The organism is Alteromonas salexigens (assembly GCF_025628895.1).
GTDB lineage: Bacteria > Pseudomonadota > Gammaproteobacteria > Enterobacterales > Alteromonadaceae > Alteromonas > Alteromonas salexigens.
Genome location: NZ_JAOTJC010000011.1, coordinates 128,284 through 153,153, shown reverse-complemented (window position 1 = coordinate 153,153; position 24,870 = coordinate 128,284). Strand labels below are relative to the sequence as shown.

Sequence of the window (24,870 nt, the reverse complement as noted above, 5' to 3'; positions counted from 1 at the left end):
ATGGCCTATTATATCGGCCTGATGTCAGGCACCAGTATGGACGGCGTGGACGCCGTCCTCTGCGACATCACCGGTAATGAGGTCATTACCTGCGACAGTGTGTCGCTGCCCTACCCCGTTACATTATTAACCGCGTTACATTCACTGTGCAGGCCAGGTACAGAAGAAATTAACCTGATGGGCAGTGCCGACCGCGCTGTCGCCGACACCTTTGCCAAAGCAGTGAATAAATTACTGGCACAAACCGGCCTGCAGCCCGACGCCATTAAAGCCATCGGTTCTCATGGCCAGACGGTTCGCCATCACCCCAAGGGAGTGCCCGTTCATCAGGGCGCGGTTCCTTTCGGTTTCACGCTCCAACTCGGCGACCCCAACTCCCTGGCGGTACTCACCGGTATCGACGTCATCGCCGACTTCAGACGTAAAGATATTGCCCTTGGTGGCGAAGGCGCCCCCTTGGTGCCGGCTTTTCACCAGGCGGTATTTTCCCGGCCTCTGGCCTCCCGGGTAGTGGCCAATATCGGTGGTATCGCCAATATCAGCATCCTCCCCCCGGCGGGCAGTCCCGAACCGGTTGAGGGTTTCGACACCGGCCCCGGTAACACCCTGATGGACGCATGGTGTTTGCAACACACTGGCAAGGCTTATGATCACGACGGCCAGTGGGCAGCTGCAGGCACCGTGAACGCCCGCCTGCTAGGCCGACTCCTGAAAGATCCTTACTTTACTCGAACGGCACCTAAGTCAACCGGCCGTGAACATTTTAATCTTAACTGGCTGAACCATCTGCTCGCCCCGTTAAACCTGGCGCCTGAAGATGTCCAGGCCACCCTGCTGGCCCTCACTACCCACACGCTGAGTGACGCAATCACGCAAAACAGCCAGGCGAAGGATGTATTGGTGTGCGGCGGCGGTGCATTTAACAGTACGCTTATGCGGGCACTGAAGGAACGATTACCTCACTATAGTCTGACCACCAGCGACCAGGCAGGGATACACCCCCAGCAAGTGGAAGGGGCGGCATTTGCCTGGCTGGCGTATGCATTTCTAAACCGTATTCCCGGCAACATCCCCTCTGTCACAGGCGCTTCCCGCGCCGCGGTTCTCGGCACATATTGTCCTGTCTGATGATTGCCCGGCTGTTGGCGTCAATGCCCCCGGGTGAATAATTTATACTAATTTAGAATCAATCTTTCGTATCATAGGCGCAGTATTAATCGGTTACATGTATTAATACTGACGAGCATGATGTGTTGTCTGGTACGAACCAGGCCCCTCGTCGGTCAAGCAATGACTAGGAGTAAGCATGTCAGATTCACCATTATTTACACCCATACAGTGGGCGGGCTTCACGCTGACCAACCGTATGGCTCTGGCCCCCTTGACCCGCGGTCGCGCCGGCGCTGATCGTATCCCCAATAAGATTATGGGCGACTACTACGTGAAGCGGGCCACCGCCGGACTGATTATTTCAGAGGCAACGTCAATTTCCGAAGAAGGGTTAGGCTGGGTAGATTCACCCGGCATTTACACCGATGCCATGGTCGCAGGGTGGCGCTCTGTTACATCTCGTGTTCATGAAGCGAACGGCCGTATGGTGCTGCAGCTCTGGCACTGTGGCCGGGCGTCGCACAGCGATTTTCATGAGGGCGAACTGCCGCTTTCGGCCTCTGCCGTGAAGCTGGAAGGAGACGAAATCCATACACCTGAAGGCAAGAAAGCCTACGAAGTCCCTGAGCCAATGACCCACGATGATATTCGCCGGACGGTGGCGGACTTCCGACAGGCAGCCATCAACGCCAAGGCCGCCGGTTTTGACGGCATCGAAGTGCATGCTGCGAATGGGTACCTGATCAATCAGTTTCTTGATGGTCGCAGTAATCAGCGTGAAGACGAATATGGCGGCAGTATTGAAAACCGTTATCGCTTTCTGGGCGAAGTGATGGATGCCGTTTTGGAGGTATGGCCGGCTTCTCAGGTGGGCGTTCGGTTATCACCCAATGGGGTGTTTAATGACATGGGCTGTGATGATTTCCGCGAACTGTATCGCTATGTTGCACAACAGCTTAACCAGTTACAGGTAGGCTACCTGCACGTCATGGATGGCCTGGGCTTTGGCTTTCATGAGCGGGGCGAGCCCATGACACTGGCCGAATTCCGGTCATTTTATGACGGTATGCTGATGGGCAATTGTGGCTATGATAAGGCGCAGGCAGAAACCCGCATTGCCGAGGGGGACGGGGATATGATCGCGTTTGGTCGTCCGTGGATCACGAACCCGGATCTGCCCTACCGCTACCAGCACAATGTCCCGCTAACCGACTTTGACGATCCGTCGCAGTGGTATGGTGGTGGCGCAGAGGGCTACAGCGATTACGATATGTATCGTGAAGAAAGCGGTAAGCAAGAGCTGGAAAAGATAAGCTAAGACTAGTACTGCACACCTGACAGTTTTTCAAAACACGCCATCCAGCCCTGTTGATGCTGATTCCGTTCCTGCTCATTGGCAAAGCCTGAGTGGATCAGCGTTAACGCGGTGGTGGCGTCATCTACCGATTCCAGCTCCACTTCTACCGTGGTGATCACTGACTCTTCCCGGTCATCTTCCCACGCCCATGACATCACAATCTTCTCATTTCGGCGGATATAACTGTAAATCCCGGTCAGGGTATACTTGTCACCGTTAGGTTCCTGCATGGTGATCCGATAGCGCCCCCCTTCCGTGAAGTTCGCCATAATCTGCGATACCTGCGCACTTCCGGGCGCAAACCACTGAATAAGTAATTCGGGGCGGTGAAACGCGTCAAACAGGTGGGTAACCGACGTATGAAACGTCGCATTGAGGGTAAGATGATACATGCCGATACCTGCAAACTAATCCTTTAGAGAAGTGTACTAGGTATCGGCAATCAGCGCTATTCCTGCAACAGTTCCGCGGTTTTCGGCACGTTGCTGAAGTGCTGCTCACACACTTCCATGCTGATCCGCTGATATAGCTCATCTACCTGCTCAGGCGACATAAAATCATTGGTAAATCCTGCTACCTGCGGATCGATAAAGTGGCGGGCAGCCAGAATGAAGTGCGCTATCAGCTGTTTCACGTTATCGGTGCCCATGGCGATGCGCATGGTGGTGAGTTCAATACCGGCTTTCTTTTGTTCCTCTGGACTAAGCTCTGAATGCGAGGTCAGGGCCGGGCACAGAATAATGGTGTTGGTCTGGCCAATACTGACCTGATGACTGAAGGCAGGCTCCAACGCATCAAAAAAGCGGGTAAAGGCGTGGCGATCCAGACCGGCCCGCGCCATGTCGACAGTAAACAACGCACACGGCCAACCGTGTTTGTGCTGCTTTTCACATAGGCCAGCGTTTCTATGGGTAACCACTGCATGGCTGTTAACCCGTAATTGTGGATGTGCATCCAGAAACGCCGTAAACACCTTGGTGTTGATGACTTTCGTCATCATGCGCTGCTCCAGCGTTTTCATACCATTTAATACATCAAAGGCCTTTTCAGAGTCTAAGAACGCCCCTTTGATGTAATACACGTCCCAAAACAGGGTGCGTGACCAGTCGTAACCGTTTACGCACGCGCCTTTCGGCTGAAACATCCGGTAACTCTCGGCAATGACTACCCCGGCGGTGGTGGCCCCACTGCCGCAAATGTCCTTAGTATAACTGTGTACGATATAGTCGGGCCGCGCCGCTTTATCTGCATGTTGCAGAGGCTGATGCAACACAGGTGTGGCCAGGGTGGAGTCCAGCATAACCAGTGAGTCATGGCCATGAGCTTCCTCACAAATACCGGGCACATCGAGTACATAGCCATGGGGGTTACAGGGTGACTCGAGGTACACATGCAGGTTCGCGCCGTCATTCAGTTCGTTTTCGTATTCTGCGCGGGTTTGTGCATAAAAAGACGCAAATTCCTCACGGGTATAACCGTCGAACCAGGCTAACCGGATATTCATACGGTTTTCCCGGGCAAAATAGTCGTGCAGCAGCTGGTACACACCACCGTACACGTTGCGCGAAACAATCAGGATGTCACCGTGTGACAGCACATTAGAGAGCATGCCATCTATAGCCGCCATACCGGAATTAAAATTCCACGCCAGATAATCGGCCGAATAGGGACCCGCTTCCATATCAACAATGGCATTGGCCAGCGAAATATTGGTGGGGTTCAGTAAGCGGGAATATATCTGGTGGGTAAATTCCTTGCCCTGAAAGGCATCATCTACCCATTCTGTACAGGCATACACATAGGTGGCCGTGCGCACAATGACCGGTGTAGCCGAAAACAATGCGGTCACATTGTCGAACAACGGATAATGCCCTTGCGAGCCGTTGCCACCAGACAGGCTCTGGTAGGTGGCTCTGAACGGGTTTTGTAAGGTATCGAGAATTTTAGCAATCTGAAAAGACAGAAACTTTTTGGCATTAAAGTAAGCCAGCCGGTCTTCTTTATTTAGCGATTTCAGTGACGAACTGGTAATGTCCCAAAGTGACATGACATCAGACTGTGCCTGATACAGGTGCGTGGCGGTGCTACTCAGCGCCTGCCCGTACTCAGAGTCGCTATCGATACCAAAATGAGTCAATTGTTCGGCGACAAGCGCCTCCACCGAATCGGCGGTAGTGGTATTGCGACGCGGCGACAGGCATTTCGCATGATCCAGGGTAGTAGTCATAACTGCATTCTCTTATTGTAATGTGTTACGGGAATGTAATTTGTTACTAACAATTTATAAACACACGGGCTGATGGCAGCCCGTTATTAAGAGGAAAGAAATCTTTACTGTGAGTTACTCTATGCCAGCCAGCCCCCTTTCAGTCACCATTCTTAGTCGCGATGCCAGTGAGTTCTGTGCCTTACTCACGCAACACTCACCGGGTCTCCTCATCGTGGATCAGCACAGTGATCAGGTGGCCGACATAGATCCTAAACGTATTTCCGTACTGCTGGCAGACCCGGATCTGGCGGCCGAAATAGTGCCGCACTGCCCGCACCTGCAATGGTGTCAGTCGACCTGGGCCGGGAATGCACCGCTGCTGGCCCAACCCAAACAGGATTATGTGCTCACCGGCGTGAAGAATATTTTTGGCGAACAGATGCGCGAATACGTGTTTGCTCATCTGCTTTACTACAGCCGCGAGATAGCCCGTTTCCAGGCATTGCAACGGGCGCCGGGACCGGAGCGCTGGATGCAGCCACCCACGGCGTCACTGGCGGGGCAGACGCTGGCGATTCTGGGGGCAGGCTCGATTGCGGCCGCATTGGTGCCGGTGGCGCAGGCGCTGGGAATGACTGTCATCGGCCTTAACCGCAATGGCACACCTGTGGAGGGCTACCAGCGTACGTACTCACTGGCACAAAAATGTGAGCTGGCGGCGCAGGCTGATGCGGTAGTTAACCTGCTTCCGGACACGCCGGCTACTCGCAATGTGATAGAGGAAAGCTTCTTGCGGGCGCTGCCCAGCCACGCGGTGCTGATTAATGCAGGCCGGGGCGCCGCGATTGATGATGAAGCATTGTTGGACGCGCTGGATAAAGACCGCCTACGAGGAGCGGTACTGGATGTCTTTCGTACCGAGCCGCTACCCGCCGAGCATCCGTACTGGGCACACCCTAAAGTGCTGGTGACCCAACATACCGCTGCTATCTCCCATCCTTCCGACGTGGCTGACATTTTTCTGGATAACGCGCAGCGCTACTACCAGAGGCAGCCGCTGCAGTACGTACTGGATTTCAATAAAGGTTACTGACGGGGGTCGGTGGCTGTCAGTTCAATGCGATCCTGATGCTTTTCCCGGAACGCCTTTAGCTGTGGGTAATCCGCAAGGCTGTGCAGCTCTCTGAATTCCACCCAGTCTACCAGGCTATAAAGGCAAATCTCAGGATAACGCCATGCCGCAAATAAACCGGACTCGAGCTGCTTTTCAAGAGAGGTCAGAGTGGCTTCAATTCGCTCCTTCTGTAGGCGGAAATGCAGTTTGTCATCGCTGGTATCGATATCTGAGCGGCCCAGTAACAGTAACTGCACAAAGGAGTCGTTAGCGGCATCGATCAGCGTCAGCATGTTCTCTTCGTCCCAGGACAGTGGCTTGTAATCAAACTTCTCGGACAGGTAGCTGTAAATAATGCGGGAGTCGAGAATGACGCGTCCGTCATCTTCCAGACACGGTACTTTCAGAGCGGGATTGCGTGAGGCCAGCAATTCTCTGTCATCACCGGAAAATATCTGCAGATTGATAAACTCGTGCGGGGTTTGCGAGAGGACGACGCGAATACGCCGTACGTAAGGTGACGTTGTCGAACCATAAAGTTTCATTGCCGTTCCCCTGTAATAGCTGCTTAGCACAAAAGCCTGAACCGTTAATTAATGGCACAACCTGGCTAAAACAATAAACGAAAAAACCGGAAAAGGGCAAGCACGGAGTGGCAGTCCACTCCGTTATGTTCGAACGAAAAATTAAACGCTGAAGCTGGCACCGCAACCACAGGTGGTGGTGGCGTTAGGGTTCTCAACCAGAAAGCGGGCACCTTCCAGGCCTTCCACATAGTCGACCACACCGCCTACCAGATATTGCAGGCTCATAGGATCTACTACCAGGGTGACATCGTCTTTTTCGATGGTCATATCCCCTTCATTCACTTTTTCATCGAACGTGAAGCCATACTGAAATCCGGAACAGCCGCCGCCGGTTACGTACACCCGCAGTTTTAACTCAGGGTTTTCTTCTTCAGTGACCAGAGCTTTGACTTTGCGTGCCGCTGCATCGGAAAACTCAATAGGCAGCGCGGTTTCTACAGACATAAGTACCTCAATTCAATATGCGTGCAGATGCACCCATTACCGGGTCAATTATCTAATACTTGAGTAGTTCTATCAACTATTGCGAGCGCGTTGGCAACAATTCCTCCATTTGCTCCCCTGAACGACACTCTGCAGGTTCGAGCAATATTGAAACCAGGGCCCTCCCATTTAAGAAAAACTAAAAATTAACAGCAGAAACAACAACCTGAACCTATATGCGTGACATTCACTTCTCCATACTAAAAATAATTCACTAAATAGTTAGACAGCCCCCTGCATTAAATGTACTATGCACGGGCTTTAGATAATTAAAGCTTTTTCTACTACTGCACTGTTTCATTCTTCATTCTCCTTTTTTAAAGTCGATTTTAGATATACACATGCGCTACTAGCAAAGTCATATCTATCGCTACACCGGTGATTTTCACCAACAATTATTTAAAAAAGGTTATATATTATGTCTAATTCAGTAAATGGCGTTGTTAAGTGGTTTAACGAAGACAAAGGTTTTGGCTTCCTTACTCAGGATAACGGCGGCAAAGACGTATTCGTACATTTCCGTTCAATCGTTTCTGACGGCTTCAAGACTCTGTCTGAAGGCCAGGCAGTAACGTTCAACGTTGAAAACGGTCAAAAAGGCCTGCAGGCTACTAACGTAGTAGTCGGCTAACTGTCCGATTATACGTAACCGGGACAGGCGCTCGCCTGTCCCGTTTTTTCATTTTTCCACTTCTACATCCTCTCAGTAAAAGCGGCTCTACTCCAAAGAGACATCTCATTCAAAGTATCATCATTCAGGGCAAGCAAATTCAGGCTAACCCACCCATACAAAATATTTCTGTCAGTAAATACGCTATTTCGTATTCCGATAAAAACAACAAAAGTTATGTTGAATTAAAAGATCGTGGTCAGAAAAAATTATTTATAAATTGGTTGCTCAACGTTTCATAATATTTTTATACGTTGAATAACCCCTTTTTCACCTGCAATTCAAACCACTGACCACCCAGCGACCTCATTTAAGTAAAACTTAATAGTTGCAACTCATCTTTTTCGTGAACGCCTAACGCCGGTTAACCATTATCTTGATGGTTTACATTGACGGCTGCTACAAAACATGTCATTTTTCACATATGTTTATAAACACATGTGAATGATGAACCCCTGCCAATTTTTCAAATGTCTGGCTGACGAAACGCGACTGCTATCAGTCTTACTTATCCGTGAAGTCGGCGAAGCCTGCGTGTGCGATCTGGTGGCTGCGTTAGATCAGGATCAGCCAAAAATATCCCGACACCTTGCGTCGTTACGTAAGTGCGGAATTCTGCACGATGAGCGTCGCGGCAAATGGGTGTATTACCAGTTAAGTCCGCAATTACCGGTGTGGGCGAAAGAGGTCATCCACCGCACTGCCGCAGACAATCCGGGTTACTTTGCCGATGCACTGGCCCGTGTTAAATCCAGTCTGGCCAGCCGTAACTGCTGCTAACTCAAAAGGTCCACTATGAAAATTCTGTATATTTGTACCCATAACCGGTGCCGCAGCATCCTCTGCGAGGCAATCAGCAACCAGCGGGCAGCCGGGCGCATCGAAGCGCGCAGTGCTGGCAGCCAGCCTGCTGGCGAAGTGCATCCGCTGAGCCTCCGCTACCTTGAGGAGCACGGTTACGTCACCGACGGTCTGGAAAGTCAGTCGTGGGATGCGTTTGAAGACTTTGCACCAGACTTAGTAATTACTGTGTGTGACGCTGCTGCTGGCGAAGCCTGCCCTCTCTACTTCACAAAGAGCGTTAAAGTGCACTGGGGACTGGCCGATCCGTCAAAATCTACCGGCAGTGAAGAACAAAAAGCTCAGGCATTTGCTGCGTGTATTCATGAGATTGAGCAGCGGGTAGATACCCTTCTGGGCATTCTCGATACCACCTCTGACATCAATCAAGTGGCCACAGCACTTAAACAGTCAGGAGCACGCTAATGAGCGATATCGATCACACATTACCGAATATCGATCCAGAGCAATTCCAGGCGCCGGACCACCGTCATTTTGCCGCAACGCCATCCAGCCATAAGCCTAAAATATTACTGCTGTATGGCTCGCTGCGTACGCGGTCGTTCAGTCGCCTGGTGGTGGAAGAGAGCGCACGGCTACTTACAGCTATGGGCGCGGAAACGCGCATATTTAACCCTGAAGGCCTGCCGCAGACAAACTCCTGCGAAGATACCCACCCCAAGGTGCAGGAGTTGCGCGAGTTAATGATATGGTCTGAAGGTCAGGTATGGTGTTCCCCCGAGCGTCACGGTTCAATGACCAGTATTTTTAAGAGCCAGATAGACTGGGTGCCGCTGAACCTCGGCGGTGTGCGCCCTACCCAAGGTAAAACCCTGGCAGTAATGCAGGTGTGTGGTGGCTCACAATCGTTTAATACCGTCAATCAGCTCCGTGTACTGGGCCGCTGGATGCGCATGGTGACCATACCCAATCAGTCTTCGGTACCCAAAGCCTTCATGGAGTTTGAAGAAGATGGTCGCATGAAGCCGTCCCCCTTCTACAATCGCATCGTGGACGTGATGGAAGAGCTAATGAAGTTCACATTGTTGTTGCGTGATAATCAGGCGCATCTGGTCGATCGTTATTCAGAACGGGTGGAGTCTGCCGACCAGGTCAGTCAGCGCGTAAACCAACGGGCCATATAGGAGAATAGCATGGGATTTTTTGAACGTTTCTTAAGTGTCTGGGTAGGGCTGGCTATTCTGGTGGGGATAACCGCCGGCACACTGGTACCCGGTATTTTCGAAACCGTCGCGCAGTTTGAATATGCACACGTCAATCTCGTCATCGCGGTACTCATCTGGCTGATGATTTACCCCATGATGGTACAAATCGACTTCTCGTCTATCAAAGATGTGGGTAAGAAGCCCAGAGGGCTTATTCTCACCCTCATTGTAAACTGGCTGGTTAAGCCTTTTACAATGGCCTTATTAGGCTGGTTATTTTTCAAAGGCATCTTTGCAGACTGGGTCGACCCACAAACCGCCAGTGAGTACATTGCCGGTATGATCCTGTTGGGTGTGGCTCCCTGTACGGCTATGGTATTTGTATGGAGTCAGCTCACACGAGGCGATGCCAACTACACCCTGGTGCAGGTCTCAATCAACGATGTGATTATGATCTTTGCTTTCGCCCCCCTGGCCGGCTTACTGCTTGGGGTGACAGATATCACCGTGCCGTGGGATACCCTGTTGTTGTCGGTACTACTGTATGTACTGGTACCGCTTCTGGCGGGGGCGTATACCCGCAAGCGATTGGATAAAAAAGATGACCACACGCGCCTGAACCGGTTTCTGGATACCATGAAGCCCTGGTCTATCGTGGGGCTGATTGCCACCGTGGTACTGCTATTCGGCTTTCAGTCGGAGACCATTTTAGACAAACCCGAAGCCATCGTGCTCATTGCTATCCCGCTGTTAATTCAGACTTACGGCATTTTTGCACTGGCATACTGGCTGGCGAAACGACTAAAACTGCCACACAACGTGGCCGCGCCGGCCTGCATGATTGGCACCTCCAACTTTTTTGAACTGGCGGTGGCCGTGGCTATTTCAGTATTCGGGCTACACTCGGGTGCCGCACTCGCAACCGTGGTGGGTGTGCTGGTGGAAGTACCGGTGATGCTGTCGCTGGTTTGGTTTGCCAACCGCACCCGGCACTGGTTTGACGCTGGTAGTAACGCCTAGCGTTGCTACCTCCCTACCCCGCAGGACCGCCTGAGCGTAATCCTGCGTCAGGGGGTGTCCTCCGCAGGCGATTCCCCGGCCACCACCTTCTCCCATGGCACTGTGCGCTGATAGCGCCCCCGTAAAGTGGTGTACTGATACACATACGTGTCGAAGCGCACCGACTCCGGCACAAAGCCAGTCGGCAGCGTAAATTTCACATTGACCGTCTGAAAATACTTAAACCGGTACTTTATCGGTCCTTCTGGCAGAAACTGCTCACTTCCCGCAGTTAACGTAACGGGCTCGCCATCCTGGCTACCAACAATCGCCACTTCAAGGTTTCCTTTTACGATGGCCCGGTTATCCCGCTGCTGCAGTAGCACGAAACGCAGCGTGAATTGATCGTCACTGGCATTAGCAATGGCCTGTATACCGTCTATAAAAAAACCATCCTGGGTAGTTTCCGGCGCCATTACGTTCTGATAAAAGCCCAATTGGGTTTGTAGTTCGGCAATAGTTTGCAAGTGCTCCTGCTGCAACTGACGGCCACTTTGTGCTTCCTGCTCGGCCAGGTTCAGTGCAACCTCCAGCTGATTTACCCGGGTCTGCAGTGCAGCGTTTTCATCTTTTAATAAAGTAATGGTGCGTTTCATTGCAGGCACCCGTGACTGAGTGCCCTGCTTCTGGAAGTCAGCCAGCTGATAACCGAAGACTGCCATGGCAATCAGCGCTACCATTACCAGTAACGACAAGCGATACGTACCCAGTCTGGCTTTCAGTGCTTCAGGTGTCATACCAGATCCCTGTGAGTTCAATGGCTTTAGTATGCCATAAGATGATGATTAGCAAGCAGTTGTGATACCATGAATTTATATTCTCGAACACACACTGTATCACACCATGCGTTTGTCGGCCCTGAGACAAGAACTGGCTCATCCCAGAACCACCGTGCAGCTTTGCCTGCTGGGCATTGTGGGTGGTGTGTGTGCGGCACTGCTGATCATTCTGTTCAGACTGTGCGTGGAGTGGCTGCAGCACAATGGCTTTTCCATGTTGCGCTCATGGTTTGACAGTGACTGGCCAGTTTACCTGCTCATGCCGCTCATGGCCGCCCTTATCATTCTGGCCATTGCCTTTGTAACGGGCTTCAAGCATTACCGGATGGGGATCCCCTTCATCATTCACCGGGTAAAGTATTACTACGGGCATGTGCCCTTTCGTACCACCATTAATCAGTTTTTTGGTGGCATGCTGGCCCTTGCCGGCGGCTTTGTAGTAGGCCGCGAGGGACCGTCGGTGCATTTAGGCGCCGCCGGTAGCAGCTTTCTCGGTCAGTGGTTCCGGCTTCCTTACAACAGTATCCGGATCCTGGCTGGGTGTGGCATAGCCGCCGGCATTTCTGCCTCGTTCAATACCCCGTTTGCAGCAGTCATTTTCGTGATGGAGGTGGTGCTGCGTGAATATAAAATTCACATTTTTGTGCCTGTTATGCTGGCTGCCGCGTGTGGCTCGGTGCTCACCCGCATGGTATTCGGTGAAATCAACGAACTCTCGTTCTTATCGTTCGCCGTATTCAGCGAATGGATGTACTTCTATCTGATTTTACTGGGCATTTTGCTGGGCATGCTGGCTACCCTGTTTAACAACCTGCTGATGCATATTATGACGTTATTCCGGCCGGTCAATATGATGTGGCGGCTGGTGCTGGCGGCGGTGATCACCGGCGTGGTAGGCATGCTGTTACCCGAAGCGCGGGGCGCAAGTTTTATTGACGTGGAGAACCTGTTTGCCGCCGGGCCTGGCACCTGGTTGCTTATTGCAGTATTAGTTGCCAAAACCGTACTTGCAGTGTGTGCCATCGGATTGGGTGTACCTGGCGGTATTATCGGGCCGGTGATGGTGATTGGTATGCTGGCCGGGGCGGTACTGCTGCTACCGTTATCCTCGTTACTGAATGTGCAGGAGTACACCAGCAGTTTTGCTTTACTGGGCGTCGCCGGCATGCTCACGGCTGTGCTGCACGCCCCGCTGGCCGCGCTGTCAGCGGTCATGGAGCTTTCCTATTCACCGCAAATTATTCTGCCGGCCATGCTGGTTATTGTGCCGGCCTACGTCACCTCCACCCAATTTTTTGGCAACCGGTCTATTTTTATCCGCCAGCTCGATTACCAGAATCTGCCCTACGCCATTTCCTCGATTCGCGAGGCGCTGGAAAAAACTGGGGTGCTGGCGGCCATGACCACGGACTACAAACTGTTTATTGATGCCCCGGAGAAAGCCATTGCCGACTATCTGGGCGACCACCCGCGGGCGGTAGTGGTACAACAATCCCGCTTTGAAATTGACGTGCATTATCAGCTGGTTCAGTACAATGTTAGTCTTGAGCACGACGCCCAGGCACTGAGCTACCATCATATGGAAGGATTAAGCGGGCAGGCTACCCTGCATGAAGTGTATGAACAGCTGAAAAATGCCCGTAGTGGTGCAGTTTTTATTTATGATACGGAGCCCACTGAGATTGTGGGTGTCATTACCTGGAACACCCTGCAGAGCTTTTTGCAGAAAGCTCAGTACTAAATTAGCGCTCAGGCGCATTACAACCTGCGAGAACACGTTATGTCTGTATTGTGGATCAAAGCACTGCACTTATTCTTTATGGTGGCCTGGATGGCCGGGATTTTCTACTTACCCCGGCTGTTTGTATACCACGCCAGCAGTCAGTCGCAGGCCGTGCATGAACAATTTGTCATTATGGAGCGACGGTTGTGGTTTTTTGTCACGCCCTTTGCGCTGCTGACACTGGTATTTGGCGTGTGGTTAATAGCTGCTTACGGTATGGACTGGTTTCGGGCATCCGGCTGGCTGCATACGAAATTGCTGTTAATACTTGCAATGTACGGGTATCACTTCTATCTGTATAAACTACTCAAACAGTTTGCCAGCGGGGCGAATCGCCACTCGTCACGTTTCTATCGCTTTTTAAACGAAGCCCCTGTGCTGGTGTTACTTGCTATTATCGTGCTGGCCGTAGTGAAACCCTGGTAAGTCTTGCCCGGCCTAAGTTCTTACCCACTTCGCGGCATACAAGGTGGTATGTCGCTCTGACAGGACAACAACATGGATGTGACCAATGCGCACCTGAAGCGCTTGCTTAGCCGGACCGATGAGGCGTTTAACGCACTCAGGGCGCAACCTGAATCGGCTGAGCTGACCTTAGCTTATGAAGATGCCCGGGCGGAGCTGAATGCCTACGTCAAAAAAATACGCTGCGTGCTGCACCAGCGCTCCCCCACCCGTTAACCGCAGGTGTAACAGGGCTCATCAGGTCTGCGGATCTTGCTGGAAGGTTTCAAACTGATTCGGCAATGCCTGCGCCAGCTCGCCAGCCAGATCGACATACTCCTGCAGCATTGCCGGCAATTGTCGCCATAACGTAGGCAGGTGCTGCCGTAACGCCTCTGCATTCGCCGGTGAGCGCTGCGCCAACGCCAGTTCAGAATTGGCCAGGGTAGAAAATAATTTGAGACAACGGCTGAGCCGCGCCGCCGGGTCCTCTGCGTCGGCGGCCAGTGACTCGGTTTTCGCCTTGCGTTCCCACGCGGCCCGCCAGGTGGGCTCAAGTAACTGATGCCCCTGTAATAAGCCGCCTAGCCAGCACTCCAGTTCGGTGGGGATGACCGCACCCTGTTGCCACTGGCACGCATCAGGCACCAAGGCAGCTTGCTGACGCATGGCGTCAAGGTGAGTACGTAAGCTGTGCATCAAGGCATCCGCCAGTCTGTCTACATCATCGCTGACCAGGGTGTCGCCGGACTGTGAAATAACCCAGGGCATCCAGATTTCCGGCATGGGAATATCCGGAGAGGCAGCCACGGCGAAAATCAGGCCATCGGCCTGATGAAACGGCGGCAAAACGCGGCCAATGGTGGGGTGAGAGCAAAGTGTGTGTAATGTTTCCACAGTCATGGATCCTTAACCAACCCGGAGCAAATGCACAGGTAACTTGCGAACCCTACCTTCGAGCCGGTATCCTGCGCGGGTTAAGCATAGTAGCAAGCCAACCTGAAATTCACCAACCATTGCGAGTTCTCTATGGCAAAAGATAAATCCGGCTTCGTCATTGCTGCGGCCTTTATTGGCCCCGGTACCATAACCACCGCCAGCCTCGCGGGCGCCAATTTCGGCTTTCATTTGGTGTGGGCATTATTGTTTTCTATTTTCGCCACGATTGTCTTGCAGGATATGGCGGCGCGACTGGGCATAGCGACCGGCAAAGGGTTATCTGCCGGCATGAAAGATATGATCCCCCAGCCCGTGTTACGGGGGCTCTGTATTGCGTTAATCGTCAGCGCTATCGGTGTTGGCAACGCCGCCTATGAGTCAGGCAACCTTACCGGTGCGGCGATTGGTCTGGATGCATTTCTGGCCATTGGTACTGGCAGCTGGGCGGCGATCCTGGGGCTCCTGGCCGCAGTGCTGCTATGGACAGGCAAGCACCAGTGGATAGAGTCAGTATTGGTGGCGCTGGTATTTATTATGGCCAGCGTATTTTTCATCACGTTACTGGTGGCCTCTCCAGACTGGAGCGCCATGGCCAGCCAGCTGTTTCAACCGGTCCTGAATATCGACGCCATCACCACTGTGTTGGCACTGATTGGCACCACCATTGTGCCATATAACCTGTTTCTGCATGCCAGTCTGGTAGCCCGCTCCACCGCCGGACAGAGTAAGGCAGAAGCCGTACACGCCTGTCGCAAACAGTCAGCCAAAGCCATTTCGATGGGCGGTTTAATCACCCTGGTGGTGGTAGCCACGGCAATGACTGCCTTTTACCAACAGGCTGCCACACTGGACGCGGGTAATATTGGTGAGCAGCTACAACCGGTATTGGGCGACTGGGCCCAGGGCTTCTTTGCGTTAGGGTTATTTTCTGCCGGCCTTACCAGCGCCATCACTGCGCCATTGGCAGCGGCTTATGCGGTCTGCGGCGCACTGTCGTTATCAGATAATATGCAGGGTCGGGCATTCCGTCTGGTGTGGGGGCTGGTTATTGCCTGTGGCGTAATTGTGGCGGGACTGGGACTTAAACCCCTGTCTGCCATTCTGTTTGCACAGGCTGCCAACGGCTTGTTGCTCCCCATTATCGCAATATTTTTGCTGGTCGTAATGAACAGAAGCCAGGAGCTGGGACAATTTAAAAATACCCGTCTGAGTAACGCTGCCGGTATTCTGGTAGTCAGTGTGGTAGTCGGGCTGGGCATGTATAAACTTGCCAGTCTGGTGAGCTAAAGCGGTTCATTCGCATCAGGGGCGCCAGCAGGCGCCCTTTTTATTTCTATGCCGATCAGGCAGCCAGTCTGGCTAAAATATCCTGCAACATCGCGCGACTGCACCCAAAATTGATCCGGAAATGCTGAGGGGCATTAAAATCTACGCCGGGAGACGGCCCCACCCCCTTTTCTTCCGCCCAGCGCTGGACATTGTCGACGCCCAGACCGCTGGCATCCACCCAGGCCAGAAACGTCGCTTCCGGGGTGTGCATGGAAAGTCCGTCTATGGCATTGATGGCGGAAACCACAAGGTCACGGTTTTCCTTCAGGTATGCCAGTTGCGACTGATGCCAGTCGTCACACTGGGTGAATGCCGCCTGTGTGGCAACCAGGCCCAGCAGGTTTACCCATGGTACAATGCCTGCTGCGGCCTGCGTAAATTTACGACGCAGTTTAGGATCAGGAATAACTGCGAATGACGCGCCCAGCCCAGCGATGTTAAAGGTTTTACTGGCTGCCATCAGCGTGACACTTCTATCTTTAAGTGCGCTGTCACGCCCTGCTGGCAGATGTCGGCAGCCCGGCTCCAGTATCAGATCACAGTGAATTTCATCAGAACACAATGTCACGTCATTTTGTTCACAAATGTCCGCAACCCGATCCAGCTCAGTCTGCGTTAACACGCTTCCAACCGGGTTCATGGGGTTACAGAGAATAAACAAGCTGCATGCAGGATCTTTGGCATGTTCCGCCAGGGCTTCAAAGTCGAGAGTGGGACGCCCGTTGTCTGTCACGGTGCCAATGTCGACCCGCTCCAGTCCATTCAGCCCAGGTGCCGCCAGCAAGGGTGGATAGTTAGGCGACTGAACCATGACCTTACCGCCAGGCTTACTGTAGGCTTTGCACGCGGCATTAAACGCCGGGACCACACCTGGCATCCACACAATCCAGTTGCTCTCTACCTGCCAGTCGTGCTTGTCTTTGAGCCAGCGCTGGATGGCTTCTATGCCGGGCTGGAACTGGCCGGGCAGCACATAGCCCATATTGCCGTGCTCTACCCTCGCCTGCAGTGCATCAAGAATAGGCTGGGCACACCGAAACTCGGTGTCGGCGACCCACGCGGGCAAAATATCTTTGCCCTTATAACGCTCCCACTTAAACGAGTGCTGTTGGGTTCGGTCTGGCGTATGGTCAAAAAGCTGGCTCACGTATACGTCCTGTGTCTGGTCTGTAGTGAACTCAGTCTAAAGGTTGCACACAGCTGGCGCCAAGTGGTTTTTTACCCGGGTTTATTATGTATTAGTACCAAACGGCATTAGCAGGTGTGGGAAATGTGCAGTGTGTACAGCGGGTTAAACCGCCGATTGTGCGCCGGTGACTCGCAGCACTTTATCAGCCAGTTCTTCCATGTCGACGGGTTTGGCAAGGAACCCTGATACGCCGAGCATCTTCGCCGATATCACCATATCCCGGCTGGCTTCAGCAGTTATCAACAAAAACGGAACATCCAGCGTGGTGGATTTACAGGCTTCCAACAGTTCGAGTCCTTCGTAATCGGGCATCTGCTGGTCGCTGATTATCAGGTCAATGGAACTGTTGGTTTGTTTTAACAGAAAATCGCGGGCGGTTTTGCTTTTCGAAAAAGGGAACACGTTCGCTTCCAGTCGCGACTCAAGCGCAACGGTGATCATTTCGAGTGTAATGGCGTCGTCTTCAATAACAACTATGGACAGCGGCGTCATACAACCCCCTGATAGGCTTCCTAACCTCAGAATATCTGTATATGGAAAATTATCAAGTATAAACACCCGCTATTGGGTATTACCCGCTATCTTTAAGCCGGTTCCAGCCCAACCGAAATAAAAAAGGGCAGTCTTATTGACCGCCCTTTTCAGAAGTAAGCTTGTGAGTAGTTACCTACCCGTTACACTTACTCTTTTGATTTTTCACGCGAGGCGCGTTTACGCTCGTTTTCGGTCAACAACTTCTTACGAATACGAATGCTCTTCGGCGTAACCTCTACCAGCTCGTCATCATCGATAAACTCCAGGGCCTGCTCCAGTGTCATAACAATGGGCGGAACCAGGTTCTGCGCTTCATCGGTGCCTGAGGCACGCACGTTAGTCAATTGCTTGCCTTTCAGTGCGTTCACAGTAAGGTCATTGTCACGGCTGTGAATACCAATAACCATACCTTCGTAAACTTCCACACCATGACCGATGAACAGGCGACCACGCTCCTGCAGGTTAAACAGTGCGTTAGTCAACGCTTTACCCGGTGCATTGGCAATCAGTACGCCGTTCTTACGCTGACCAATTTTACCGCCTTTGTGAGGACCGTAATGATCAAACGTGTGATACAGCAGACCAGAACCCGATGTCAGGGTTAAAAACTCAGTCTGGAAGCCAATCAGGCCACGGCTTGGAATTTCAAAGTCCATGCGCACCCGGCCTTTGCCGTCCGGAGACATGTCTTTCAGCTCCGCCTTACGCAGACCCAGTTGTTCCATGATAGAACCCTGATGCTCTTCCTGACAGTCAATGGTCAGCATTTCAAACGGTTCCATTAACTGACCGTCTTCTTCTTTCAGGATTACTTCAGGGCGTGATACTGCCAGCTCGTAACCTTCACGACGCATGTTTTCAATCAGGATCCCTAAGTGAAGTTCACCCCGGCCTGATACCCGGAACTTATCCGGATCTGGCATTTCTTCAACGCGTAATGCCACGTTGTGTATCAGTTCGTCATGCAAACGGTCCAGAATGTTACGCGAAGTCACGTACTTACCTTCTTTCCCTGAGAACGGTGACGTATTCACCTGGAATGTCATGGTAACGGTAGGTTCATCTACCGTCAGTGGCGGCATTGGCTCAACGGCATTCACGTCACAGATGGTGTCAGAGATCTTAAGCTCACCCAGACCGGTCACAGCAATAATGTCGCCGGCGCTGGCTGCGTCCACTTCGTGACGATCCAGACCCATGTAACCTAATACCTGACCAACTTTACCGTTACGGGTTTTGCCGTCTGCGGTGGCAATAGTAACCTGCTGATTAACTTTAACCATGCCACGTTTGATGCGGCCAACGCCAATTACGCCAACGTAGGAGTTGTAATCCAGCTGCGATATTTGCATCTGGAACGGACCATTCACGTCGGTGTTAGGCGCATCGACCTGCTCAACGATAGTCTTGAACAAGGGCGTCATGTCTGTGCCGGTGACGTCTGATTCGTTAGACGCCCAGCCATTCAGTGCCGAGGCATAAACTACCTGGAAGTCCAGCTGTTCGTCAGTCGCACCCAGGTTGTCGAACAGATCAAATACCTGATCCATTACCCAGTCAGGACGGGCACCTGGCTTGTCAATCTTGTTGATCACTACAATGGGCTTGAGCCCCTGAGCAAATGCTTTCTGCGTCACAAAGCGGGTTTGCGGCATGGGACCTTCCTGCGCATCAACCAGCAACAGTACAGAGTCGGCCATAGACATAACCCGCTCAACTTCACCACCGAAATCGGCGTGTCCAGGGGTGTCTACGATGTTAATGCGGTACTCGTTCCAGTTAATGGCCGTGTTTTTCGCCAGGATCGTAATGCCACGCTCTTTTTCGATGTCGTTTGAGTCCATGACACGCTCCTGAACTTCACCGCGGCTTTCCAGCGTACCGGATTGCTGCAGGAGCTTGTCTACCAGGGTAGTTTTACCGTGGTCAACGTGAGCGATAATAGCGATGTTCCTTAACTTAGTAATATCGTTAAGGCTGTGGTTAGATGTCATGTAAAATCTCGTTTCAAAGACCTGTGGGACCGAAGTGGCTTCCGAGGCGCTGCGAAGATCCGCATAGGTGGGGTAAAAATTGGGCGCGATTATATAGGCTATTGAGGGGAAATAACAGGCAGTATCGCGCTGAAGTACAAATTTAATCCGCGGCTGTCCGCCATGCCTTACACTATAAACATCGAGCAGCGACTACCAATACACCGGCAGGCACCGCTGTGAAGGTGTTGAGCGCAGAACCCGATGACCTTCCTCATTGCATAATCCTTTCATAGTTACTGCAAGGCTTTCACTACTTCATGCCATTTACTGATGCTGACGGGCCAGTGTGCAGAATTTTTTCACTGGTTCGATTTAGCAAATTTGCGGAACTTGGCGTACAGTCATTTGAGTGCTCTGTACTGTTGCACCACTTAAGCGCACCAGCCTGGCGCGCTATTGCACCACACTGGTGCAATATTGAAGTGAAACAGCGAACCGGTTTCCAGCAATCCCTTGCTACGCCGTTCAGGGACATATGGCACGATAATCGCTTCCTTTTAACCAACTGATGATGCGTGCAAGTAACACGTCACATTTTTACGATAAAACCTGGAGGACACATGTCAGTAGAGAAGGCATTAGAGCTGATTAAAGAGAGTGAAGCGAAATTTGTGGATATGCGCTTTACCGATACTAAAGGAAAAGAGCAGCACGTTTCTATTCCAGCAAGTGCAGTAGACGAAGAATTCTTTGAAGAAGGCAAGATGTTTGACGGCTCTTCTATTTCAGGATGGAAAGGCATTAACGAGTCAGACATGATCCTGATGCCTGATGCCAACTCGGTAGTGGTAGACCCATTCGCAGAAGAAGTTCAGGTTAACGTAACATGTGACATTCTTGAGCCGAGCACCATGGAAGGCTACGAACGTGACCCACGCTCAGTGGCGCGCCGTGCAGAAGAATACCTGAAATCTACTGGCATCGGTGACACCGCATACTTTGGGCCGGAACCAGAGTTCTTCATGTTTGATGACGTGAAATTCCACACTGACATGGCCGGGTCTTTCTATAAAATTGACTCTTCTGAAGCAAAATGGAATTCCGGCGCTGAATTTGAAGGCGGCAACCTGGCTCACCGCCCCGGTGTAAAAGGCGGTTACTTTCCGGTACCTCCGGTAGACTCTTCTCACGACATTCGCTCAGCCATGTGCATGGTAATGGAAGAAATGGGGCTGGTTATTGAAGCCCATCACCACGAAGTGGCCACCGCCGGTCAGAATGAAATTGCATGTGAATTTAATACCCTGACGAAAAAAGCCGACGAGATCCAGATCTACAAGTATGTCGTGCACAATGTAGCCCATGCGTACGGCCATACTGCGACCTTCATGCCCAAGCCGCTGGTAGGTGACAACGGGTCGGGTATGCATGTTCACCAGTCTATTTCAAAAGAAGGTAAGAACATCTTTGCCGGTGATAAGTACGCAGGCATGTCTGATGAGGCGCTGTACTATATTGGCGGTATTATTAAACACGCTCGCGCTATCAATGCTTTCGCGAATGCATCAACTAACTCGTACAAGCGTTTGGTACCTGGCTTCGAAGCCCCGGTTATGCTGGCTTACTCAGCCCGTAACCGGTCAGCGTCAATTCGTATTCCCTACGTAACCAGTGATAAGGCCCGTCGTATTGAAGTACGTTTCCCTGACCCAACAGCCAACCCGTATCTGGCCTTCTCGGCCATGCTGATGGCTGGCCTGGACGGCATTAAGAACAAGATCCACCCTGGCGATGCCATGGATAAAGACTTGTACGACCTGCCAGCTGAAGAAGCTGCAGAAATTCCCACCGTAGCCAGCTCGCTGGAAATGGCGCTGGAAGCACTCGATAACGATCGCGACTTCCTGAAAGCCGGTGGCGTATTCACTGACGACATGATTGATGCTTACATCGAGCTGAAAATGGAAGAAGTGACGAAACTACAGATGACCACGCATCCCGTGGAATTCGACATGTACTACAGCGTATAATCACAAACGCCTGAGTATACGAAAGCCCGCATCTGCGGGCTTTTTTTATGGCTTAGGTTTGGCTACTATAAACTTATAGGCCAACTGCATTTTGCATGTGGCGCCTGACACCGAGGGTTTATGAAAACGCTGACGTTCTGGTTTACCATCCTGCTCACTCTGCCTGCTGCTCTGACGGCACAGGAAGTCTACAAAGTAGAGCAGGAAGACGGTACCATACTGTATACGGATGCACCTGTGGCAGGCGGTGAAGCGGTATCGCTGCCCGCATCCACGGCCAATGTTTCCGGCGCCATGGGCCAGCCCAAACCCTTCTCTACCGGCACCTCAAAAAAACGCACCAACTATACGGTTACCATCGCCACCCCTGCGCCCGAAGCGACGATTCGCAACAACAAAGGCAACCTCACTATCACCACTGCGGCGCAGCCTGGCAGTGCCGGAGGACGCTTTCAGCTTAAGTTTAACGGCCAGATAGTCCAGTCAAATACCACCGGCATGTTTCGCCTGACCGGCGTCAACCGCGGCGCCCACACCTACTCAGTACTCTGGCTCGACAATACGGGCAAGACTCTTGCATCTACAGAAGAACAGACGCTGTACCTGCATCAGGCTTCAGCGTTAATCAATAACAACTAACGGTCTATTGTAGCGCACACGCCGCACCACGGCGATCCACAGGCATCTCCTGATTACCTGCGAATTTCCCGTAAACAGGAGGAGTGCGCTATAATGCACCACAATAGTGCAACAGGAGTCTTGCTGAGTATGCAGGCCACCGGATTAGAGGTCCCCCATTTGCTTAACAGCCTGAATACCGCGCTGGTAATGGTCGATAAGCAACTGCACATTACTTACGTCAATCACGCCGGCGAAGCCTTGTTCGAGACCGGCCACAAGCAACTCTACGGTCACCCGCTGGCAGAGTTTTTCCTGCCCGGGAGCATCGACACATCCAGACTCCGTGCGGCCTTTCGTCATGGCGAAGATTTTACCGAAAACGAGGTGAAATTATGCTTTCGGGACAACCGCTTTGTACTGGCGGACCTGACCGTTACCAACCTTGTCCATGACGGCGTATCCAGTCTGCTGTTTGAAGTGAAGAAAATTGACCAGCAGAAACGCATTTCTCAGGAAAATATGCAGCATGCCCAACATTACGCCGCACGCGAGCTGGTGCGAGGACTGGCCCATGAAATCAAAAACCCGCTGGGTGGCATACGGGGTGCGGCCCAGTTGCTGGCGAAAGAGCTAACCGCCGAGCATCGTGAATTCACCACCATGATTATCGATCAGTCTGACCGGTTACGAAATTTAGTCGATCGCTTACTGGGCCCCAATGCCCTGCCCCAGATGAGCTGGTGTAACCTGCACGAAGCACTGGAAAAAGTGCGCAACCTGATGCAGGTAGACGATGGTCACGCCATCGACATTGTACGCGATTACGACCCCAGTATTCCTGACGTGCATATGGACCAGGACATGATCCAGCAAGCGGTACTGAACATTGTGCGAAACAGTATTCAGGCGTTAAGCGATCATGCAACCGAGGATCCACAAATCACGGTAACGACCCGCGTTGAACGTCAGATGACGATCCACGGCAAACGCCATCCGTTAGTCGCCAAAATCCAGATAACTGATAACGGGCCCGGCATCCCCCCGGCTATTCGCGATACATTGTTTTATCCCATGGTCAGCAGTAAACCGCACGGCAGCGGACTGGGTCTCTCCATAGCCCAGACACTGGTCAACTATCATGACGGCAAAATTGATGTCGACAGTTACCCGGGCCACACCCAGTTTGTACTTTACCTCCCCATTAACCGAAAGGAGTCAGCTAATGACGAATGAAGCCGTTTGGATCGTTGATGACGACAGTTCTATCCGCTGGGTGATCCAAAAGGCATTACAAAGTGCAGATATTGCCTGTCATTGCTTTGAAAACCCACAGGACTTGTTACTTCAGCTGCAGAGCGGACAAGCCCCTGAGGTGATTATCTCCGATATACGCATGCCACAAATGGACGGGATGACCTTACTGCAGGAAGTGCACGCCAGTCACGCGGCAATCCCGGTTATTATCATGACGGCCCACTCTGACCTGGACAGTGCCGTCAACGCTTACCAGAGCGGCGCGTTTGAGTATCTTCCCAAGCCGTTTGATATCGACGAAGCGGTCACATTAACTCAGCGCGCTCTGGCCCACGCCCGGGAGCAACAGAGTCAGAGTCAGCCTCCCCAGGATGATATCGTCACCGAGATCATCGGTGAGGCGCCGGCGATGCAGGAGGTATTCAGAGCCATTGGGCGGTTGTCCCGTTCCTCCATCAGTGTACTCATTAATGGTCAGTCGGGGACCGGCAAGGAGCTGGTCGCACAGGCTTTACACCGGCACAGCCCCCGGGCCGCTAACCCGTTTATTGCTCTGAATATGGCGGCCATCCCGGCTGATCTGGTCGAGTCAGAATTATTTGGTCACGAAAAAGGGGCCTTTACCGGTGCACAGGCGGCTCGTCAGGGACGGTTCGAGCAGGCTAACGGCGGCACTTTATTTCTGGATGAAATTGGCGATATGCCGCTGGACGTTCAGACCCGTTTATTGCGGGTGCTGGCCGATGGCCAGTTTTACCGGGTGGGCGGGCACCAGTCAGTGTCTGTGGATGTGCGTATTATCGCGGCTACCCACCAGAATCTTGAGCAACGGGTTGCCGAAGGCAAATTTCGGGAAGACCTGTTTCACCGCTTAAATGTCATTCGGATCCATATTCCGTCACTGTCAGAACGGCGGGAAGACATTCCCCTGCTGGCCCGTCACTTTCTACGCAGAGCTGCTAAAGAGCTTAATGTGGAAACCAAATCGCTGAGCAAAGCCGCCGACAAAGTGATGACCCAGCTCCCCTGGCCGGGCAATGTACGGCAACTTGAGAACGTGTGCCGGTGGCTGACCGTAATGGCCAGTGGCCAGGAAGTCTTGCCCAGCGATCTGCCGCCAGAAATTCACGCCGAAGGGCATACGCCAGCTGGCAACGGGGAAGCCTCCGACTGGCCGGAACTATTGGCAAAATGGACAGATAAGCAGTTACAGGAGGGGCATTTCAACGTGCTCAATGACGCCATGGTGACGTTTGAGAAAGTGATGCTGGAGCGGGCATTGCAGTTCACCCATGGGCATAAACAGGACGCGGCTAAACGGCTGGGCTGGGGCAGAAACACCTTAACCCGTAAACTCAAAGAGCTGAACTTCAACAGCCAGTAGCAACCCCGTTAAG

At 52.3% G+C, this 24,870-nt stretch carries 25 protein-coding genes; 16 read left to right on the top strand and 9 right to left on the bottom strand.

The annotated features are described in order from the left end of the window. Positions 1-1,128 (top strand): anhydro-N-acetylmuramic acid kinase, encoded by a 1,128-nt coding sequence (locus OCL06_RS12705; protein ID WP_262995114.1) that lies wholly within the window; start codon positions 1-3, stop codon positions 1,126-1,128. A gap of 178 nt (positions 1,129-1,306) precedes the next feature. Continuing rightward, positions 1,307-2,428, top strand: a complete 1,122-nt coding sequence (locus tag OCL06_RS12700; RefSeq protein ID WP_262995112.1) for an alkene reductase — start codon at positions 1,307-1,309, stop codon at positions 2,426-2,428. Positions 2,429-2,430: 2 nt separating this feature from the next. Here the strand turns inward: OCL06_RS12700 and OCL06_RS12695 are convergent, their stop codons facing one another. Next, positions 2,431-2,859 (bottom strand): SRPBCC family protein, encoded by a 429-nt coding sequence (locus OCL06_RS12695; protein WP_262995110.1) that lies wholly within the window; start codon positions 2,857-2,859, stop codon positions 2,431-2,433. Positions 2,860-2,915: 56 nt separating this feature from the next. Next, the gene (locus OCL06_RS12690) at positions 2,916-4,694 is read right to left on the bottom strand and encodes a trans-sulfuration enzyme family protein (protein WP_262995107.1); all 1,779 of its coding nucleotides are present in this window, start codon (positions 4,692-4,694) and stop codon (positions 2,916-2,918) included. Positions 4,695-4,803: 109 nt separating this feature from the next. Between OCL06_RS12690 and OCL06_RS12685 the strand changes: the two genes are divergently transcribed. Next, the gene (locus OCL06_RS12685) at positions 4,804-5,769 is read left to right on the top strand and encodes a D-2-hydroxyacid dehydrogenase (RefSeq protein ID WP_262995105.1); all 966 of its coding nucleotides are present in this window, start codon (positions 4,804-4,806) and stop codon (positions 5,767-5,769) included. Here OCL06_RS12685 and OCL06_RS12680 read toward each other — a convergent pair. Both OCL06_RS12680 and erpA read right to left on the bottom strand, forming a co-directional pair. Further along, positions 5,763-6,335 (bottom strand): glutathione S-transferase family protein, encoded by a 573-nt coding sequence (locus OCL06_RS12680; protein ID WP_262995103.1) that lies wholly within the window; start codon positions 6,333-6,335, stop codon positions 5,763-5,765. The genes OCL06_RS12685 and OCL06_RS12680 overlap by 7 nt on opposite strands. Before the next feature lie 141 nt (positions 6,336-6,476). Beyond that, positions 6,477-6,821: an iron-sulfur cluster insertion protein ErpA gene (erpA, locus tag OCL06_RS12675; RefSeq protein WP_262995101.1), complete on the bottom strand. Its 345-nt coding sequence runs from the start codon at positions 6,819-6,821 to the stop codon at positions 6,477-6,479. Positions 6,822-7,278: 457 nt separating this feature from the next. On the opposite strand from erpA, the gene OCL06_RS12670 reads away from it, so the two are divergent. The 5 genes from OCL06_RS12670 to arsB all read left to right on the top strand — a co-directional run bounded on the left by OCL06_RS12670 (position 7,279) and on the right by arsB (position 10,556). Next, the gene (locus OCL06_RS12670; protein WP_262995099.1) at positions 7,279-7,491 is read left to right on the top strand and encodes a cold-shock protein; all 213 of its coding nucleotides are present in this window, start codon (positions 7,279-7,281) and stop codon (positions 7,489-7,491) included. Positions 7,492-7,974: 483 nt separating this feature from the next. Beyond that, positions 7,975-8,310: a metalloregulator ArsR/SmtB family transcription factor gene (locus OCL06_RS12665; protein ID WP_373318486.1), complete on the top strand. Its 336-nt coding sequence runs from the start codon at positions 7,975-7,977 to the stop codon at positions 8,308-8,310. A 15-nt stretch (positions 8,311-8,325) separates the two neighbouring features. Then, complete coding sequence (locus OCL06_RS12660) at positions 8,326-8,796, top strand: arsenate reductase ArsC (protein ID WP_262995097.1); 471 nt, start codon at positions 8,326-8,328, stop codon at positions 8,794-8,796. Continuing rightward, a complete protein-coding gene (gene arsH / locus OCL06_RS12655; protein WP_262995095.1) occupies positions 8,796-9,515 on the top strand; it encodes an arsenical resistance protein ArsH in 720 nt (239 codons plus the stop codon). Before OCL06_RS12660 ends, arsH begins: the two co-directional genes overlap by 1 nt. A gap of 9 nt (positions 9,516-9,524) precedes the next feature. Further along, on the top strand, positions 9,525-10,556 hold the full coding sequence (gene arsB / locus OCL06_RS12650) for an ACR3 family arsenite efflux transporter (protein ID WP_262995093.1): 1,032 nt from the start codon (positions 9,525-9,527) through the stop codon (positions 10,554-10,556). Positions 10,557-10,603: 47 nt separating this feature from the next. Here arsB and OCL06_RS12645 read toward each other — a convergent pair whose 3' ends face one another. Then, complete coding sequence (locus OCL06_RS12645) at positions 10,604-11,332, bottom strand: cell division protein ZapB (protein WP_262995092.1); 729 nt, start codon at positions 11,330-11,332, stop codon at positions 10,604-10,606. Between the two features lie 106 nt (positions 11,333-11,438). On the opposite strand from OCL06_RS12645, the gene OCL06_RS12640 reads away from it, so the two are divergent. From OCL06_RS12640 to OCL06_RS12630, 3 genes are all read left to right on the top strand, one after another. Continuing rightward, positions 11,439-13,115 (top strand): chloride channel protein, encoded by a 1,677-nt coding sequence (locus OCL06_RS12640; RefSeq protein WP_262995091.1) that lies wholly within the window; start codon positions 11,439-11,441, stop codon positions 13,113-13,115. 39 nt (positions 13,116-13,154) lie between these two features. Beyond that, a complete protein-coding gene (locus tag OCL06_RS12635) occupies positions 13,155-13,583 on the top strand; it encodes a CopD family protein (RefSeq protein WP_262995090.1) in 429 nt (142 codons plus the stop codon). Between the two features lie 72 nt (positions 13,584-13,655). Further along, positions 13,656-13,838 (top strand): hypothetical protein, encoded by a 183-nt coding sequence (locus OCL06_RS12630; RefSeq protein WP_262995089.1) that lies wholly within the window; start codon positions 13,656-13,658, stop codon positions 13,836-13,838. Positions 13,839-13,859: 21 nt separating this feature from the next. On the opposite strand, the gene OCL06_RS12625 is transcribed toward OCL06_RS12630, so the two are convergent. After that, positions 13,860-14,498, bottom strand: coding sequence for a UPF0149 family protein (locus OCL06_RS12625; RefSeq protein ID WP_262995088.1), 639 nt, complete (start codon positions 14,496-14,498; stop codon positions 13,860-13,862). 132 nt (positions 14,499-14,630) lie between these two features. Here OCL06_RS12625 and OCL06_RS12620 point away from each other — a divergent pair, with 132 nt between their 5' ends. Beyond that, positions 14,631-15,827, top strand: a complete 1,197-nt coding sequence (locus tag OCL06_RS12620; protein WP_262995087.1) for an Nramp family divalent metal transporter — start codon at positions 14,631-14,633, stop codon at positions 15,825-15,827. 55 nt (positions 15,828-15,882) lie between these two features. On the opposite strand, the gene OCL06_RS12615 is transcribed toward OCL06_RS12620, so the two are convergent. From OCL06_RS12615 to typA, 3 genes are all read right to left on the bottom strand, one after another. Next, entirely contained in the window at positions 15,883-17,016 is a 1,134-nt protein-coding gene (locus tag OCL06_RS12615) for a MalY/PatB family protein (protein WP_262995085.1), read from the bottom strand. A gap of 144 nt (positions 17,017-17,160) precedes the next feature. Then, positions 17,161-17,550 (bottom strand): response regulator, encoded by a 390-nt coding sequence (locus OCL06_RS12610; RefSeq protein WP_262995083.1) that lies wholly within the window; start codon positions 17,548-17,550, stop codon positions 17,161-17,163. Positions 17,551-17,738: 188 nt separating this feature from the next. Next, on the bottom strand, positions 17,739-19,586 hold the full coding sequence (gene typA / locus OCL06_RS12605; RefSeq protein ID WP_262995081.1) for a translational GTPase TypA: 1,848 nt from the start codon (positions 19,584-19,586) through the stop codon (positions 17,739-17,741). 602 nt (positions 19,587-20,188) lie between these two features. Between typA and glnA the strand changes: the two genes are divergently transcribed. From glnA to glnG, 4 genes are all read left to right on the top strand, one after another. After that, positions 20,189-21,598, top strand: a complete 1,410-nt coding sequence (gene glnA, locus OCL06_RS12600; protein WP_262995079.1) for a glutamate--ammonia ligase — start codon at positions 20,189-20,191, stop codon at positions 21,596-21,598. A gap of 120 nt (positions 21,599-21,718) precedes the next feature. Beyond that, positions 21,719-22,237: a DUF4124 domain-containing protein gene (locus OCL06_RS12595; RefSeq protein ID WP_262995078.1), complete on the top strand. Its 519-nt coding sequence runs from the start codon at positions 21,719-21,721 to the stop codon at positions 22,235-22,237. Positions 22,238-22,366: 129 nt separating this feature from the next. Continuing rightward, complete coding sequence (glnL, locus tag OCL06_RS12590) at positions 22,367-23,452, top strand: nitrogen regulation protein NR(II) (protein ID WP_262995164.1); 1,086 nt, start codon at positions 22,367-22,369, stop codon at positions 23,450-23,452. Beyond that, the gene (gene glnG / locus OCL06_RS12585; protein ID WP_262995077.1) at positions 23,442-24,857 is read left to right on the top strand and encodes a nitrogen regulation protein NR(I); all 1,416 of its coding nucleotides are present in this window, start codon (positions 23,442-23,444) and stop codon (positions 24,855-24,857) included. Before glnL ends, glnG begins: the two co-directional genes overlap by 11 nt. Positions 24,858-24,870 lie beyond the last annotated feature (13 nt).

Coding starts and splice junctions, on each gene's coding strand:
- OCL06_RS12705 (WP_262995114.1), top strand. CDS start 1: ATGGCCTATTATATCGGCCTGATGTCAGGCACCAGTATGGACGGCGTG.
- OCL06_RS12700 (WP_262995112.1), top strand. CDS start 1,307: ATGTCAGATTCACCATTATTTACACCCATACAGTGGGCGGGCTTCACG.
- OCL06_RS12695 (WP_262995110.1), bottom strand. CDS start 2,859: ATGTATCATCTTACCCTCAATGCGACGTTTCATACGTCGGTTACCCAC.
- OCL06_RS12690 (WP_262995107.1), bottom strand. CDS start 4,694: ATGACTACTACCCTGGATCATGCGAAATGCCTGTCGCCGCGTCGCAAT.
- OCL06_RS12680 (WP_262995103.1), bottom strand. CDS start 6,335: ATGAAACTTTATGGTTCGACAACGTCACCTTACGTACGGCGTATTCGC.
- erpA (WP_262995101.1), bottom strand. CDS start 6,821: ATGTCTGTAGAAACCGCGCTGCCTATTGAGTTTTCCGATGCAGCGGCA.
- OCL06_RS12670 (WP_262995099.1), top strand. CDS start 7,279: ATGTCTAATTCAGTAAATGGCGTTGTTAAGTGGTTTAACGAAGACAAA.
- OCL06_RS12665 (WP_373318486.1), top strand. CDS start 7,975: ATGATGAACCCCTGCCAATTTTTCAAATGTCTGGCTGACGAAACGCGA.
- OCL06_RS12660 (WP_262995097.1), top strand. CDS start 8,326: ATGAAAATTCTGTATATTTGTACCCATAACCGGTGCCGCAGCATCCTC.
- arsH (WP_262995095.1), top strand. CDS start 8,796: ATGAGCGATATCGATCACACATTACCGAATATCGATCCAGAGCAATTC.
- arsB (WP_262995093.1), top strand. CDS start 9,525: ATGGGATTTTTTGAACGTTTCTTAAGTGTCTGGGTAGGGCTGGCTATT.
- OCL06_RS12645 (WP_262995092.1), bottom strand. CDS start 11,332: ATGACACCTGAAGCACTGAAAGCCAGACTGGGTACGTATCGCTTGTCG.
- OCL06_RS12640 (WP_262995091.1), top strand. CDS start 11,439: ATGCGTTTGTCGGCCCTGAGACAAGAACTGGCTCATCCCAGAACCACC.
- OCL06_RS12635 (WP_262995090.1), top strand. CDS start 13,155: ATGTCTGTATTGTGGATCAAAGCACTGCACTTATTCTTTATGGTGGCC.
- OCL06_RS12630 (WP_262995089.1), top strand. CDS start 13,656: ATGGATGTGACCAATGCGCACCTGAAGCGCTTGCTTAGCCGGACCGAT.
- OCL06_RS12620 (WP_262995087.1), top strand. CDS start 14,631: ATGGCAAAAGATAAATCCGGCTTCGTCATTGCTGCGGCCTTTATTGGC.
- OCL06_RS12610 (WP_262995083.1), bottom strand. CDS start 17,550: ATGACGCCGCTGTCCATAGTTGTTATTGAAGACGACGCCATTACACTC.
- typA (WP_262995081.1), bottom strand. CDS start 19,586: ATGACATCTAACCACAGCCTTAACGATATTACTAAGTTAAGGAACATC.
- glnA (WP_262995079.1), top strand. CDS start 20,189: ATGTCAGTAGAGAAGGCATTAGAGCTGATTAAAGAGAGTGAAGCGAAA.
- OCL06_RS12595 (WP_262995078.1), top strand. CDS start 21,719: ATGAAAACGCTGACGTTCTGGTTTACCATCCTGCTCACTCTGCCTGCT.
- glnL (WP_262995164.1), top strand. CDS start 22,367: ATGCAGGCCACCGGATTAGAGGTCCCCCATTTGCTTAACAGCCTGAAT.
- glnG (WP_262995077.1), top strand. CDS start 23,442: ATGACGAATGAAGCCGTTTGGATCGTTGATGACGACAGTTCTATCCGC.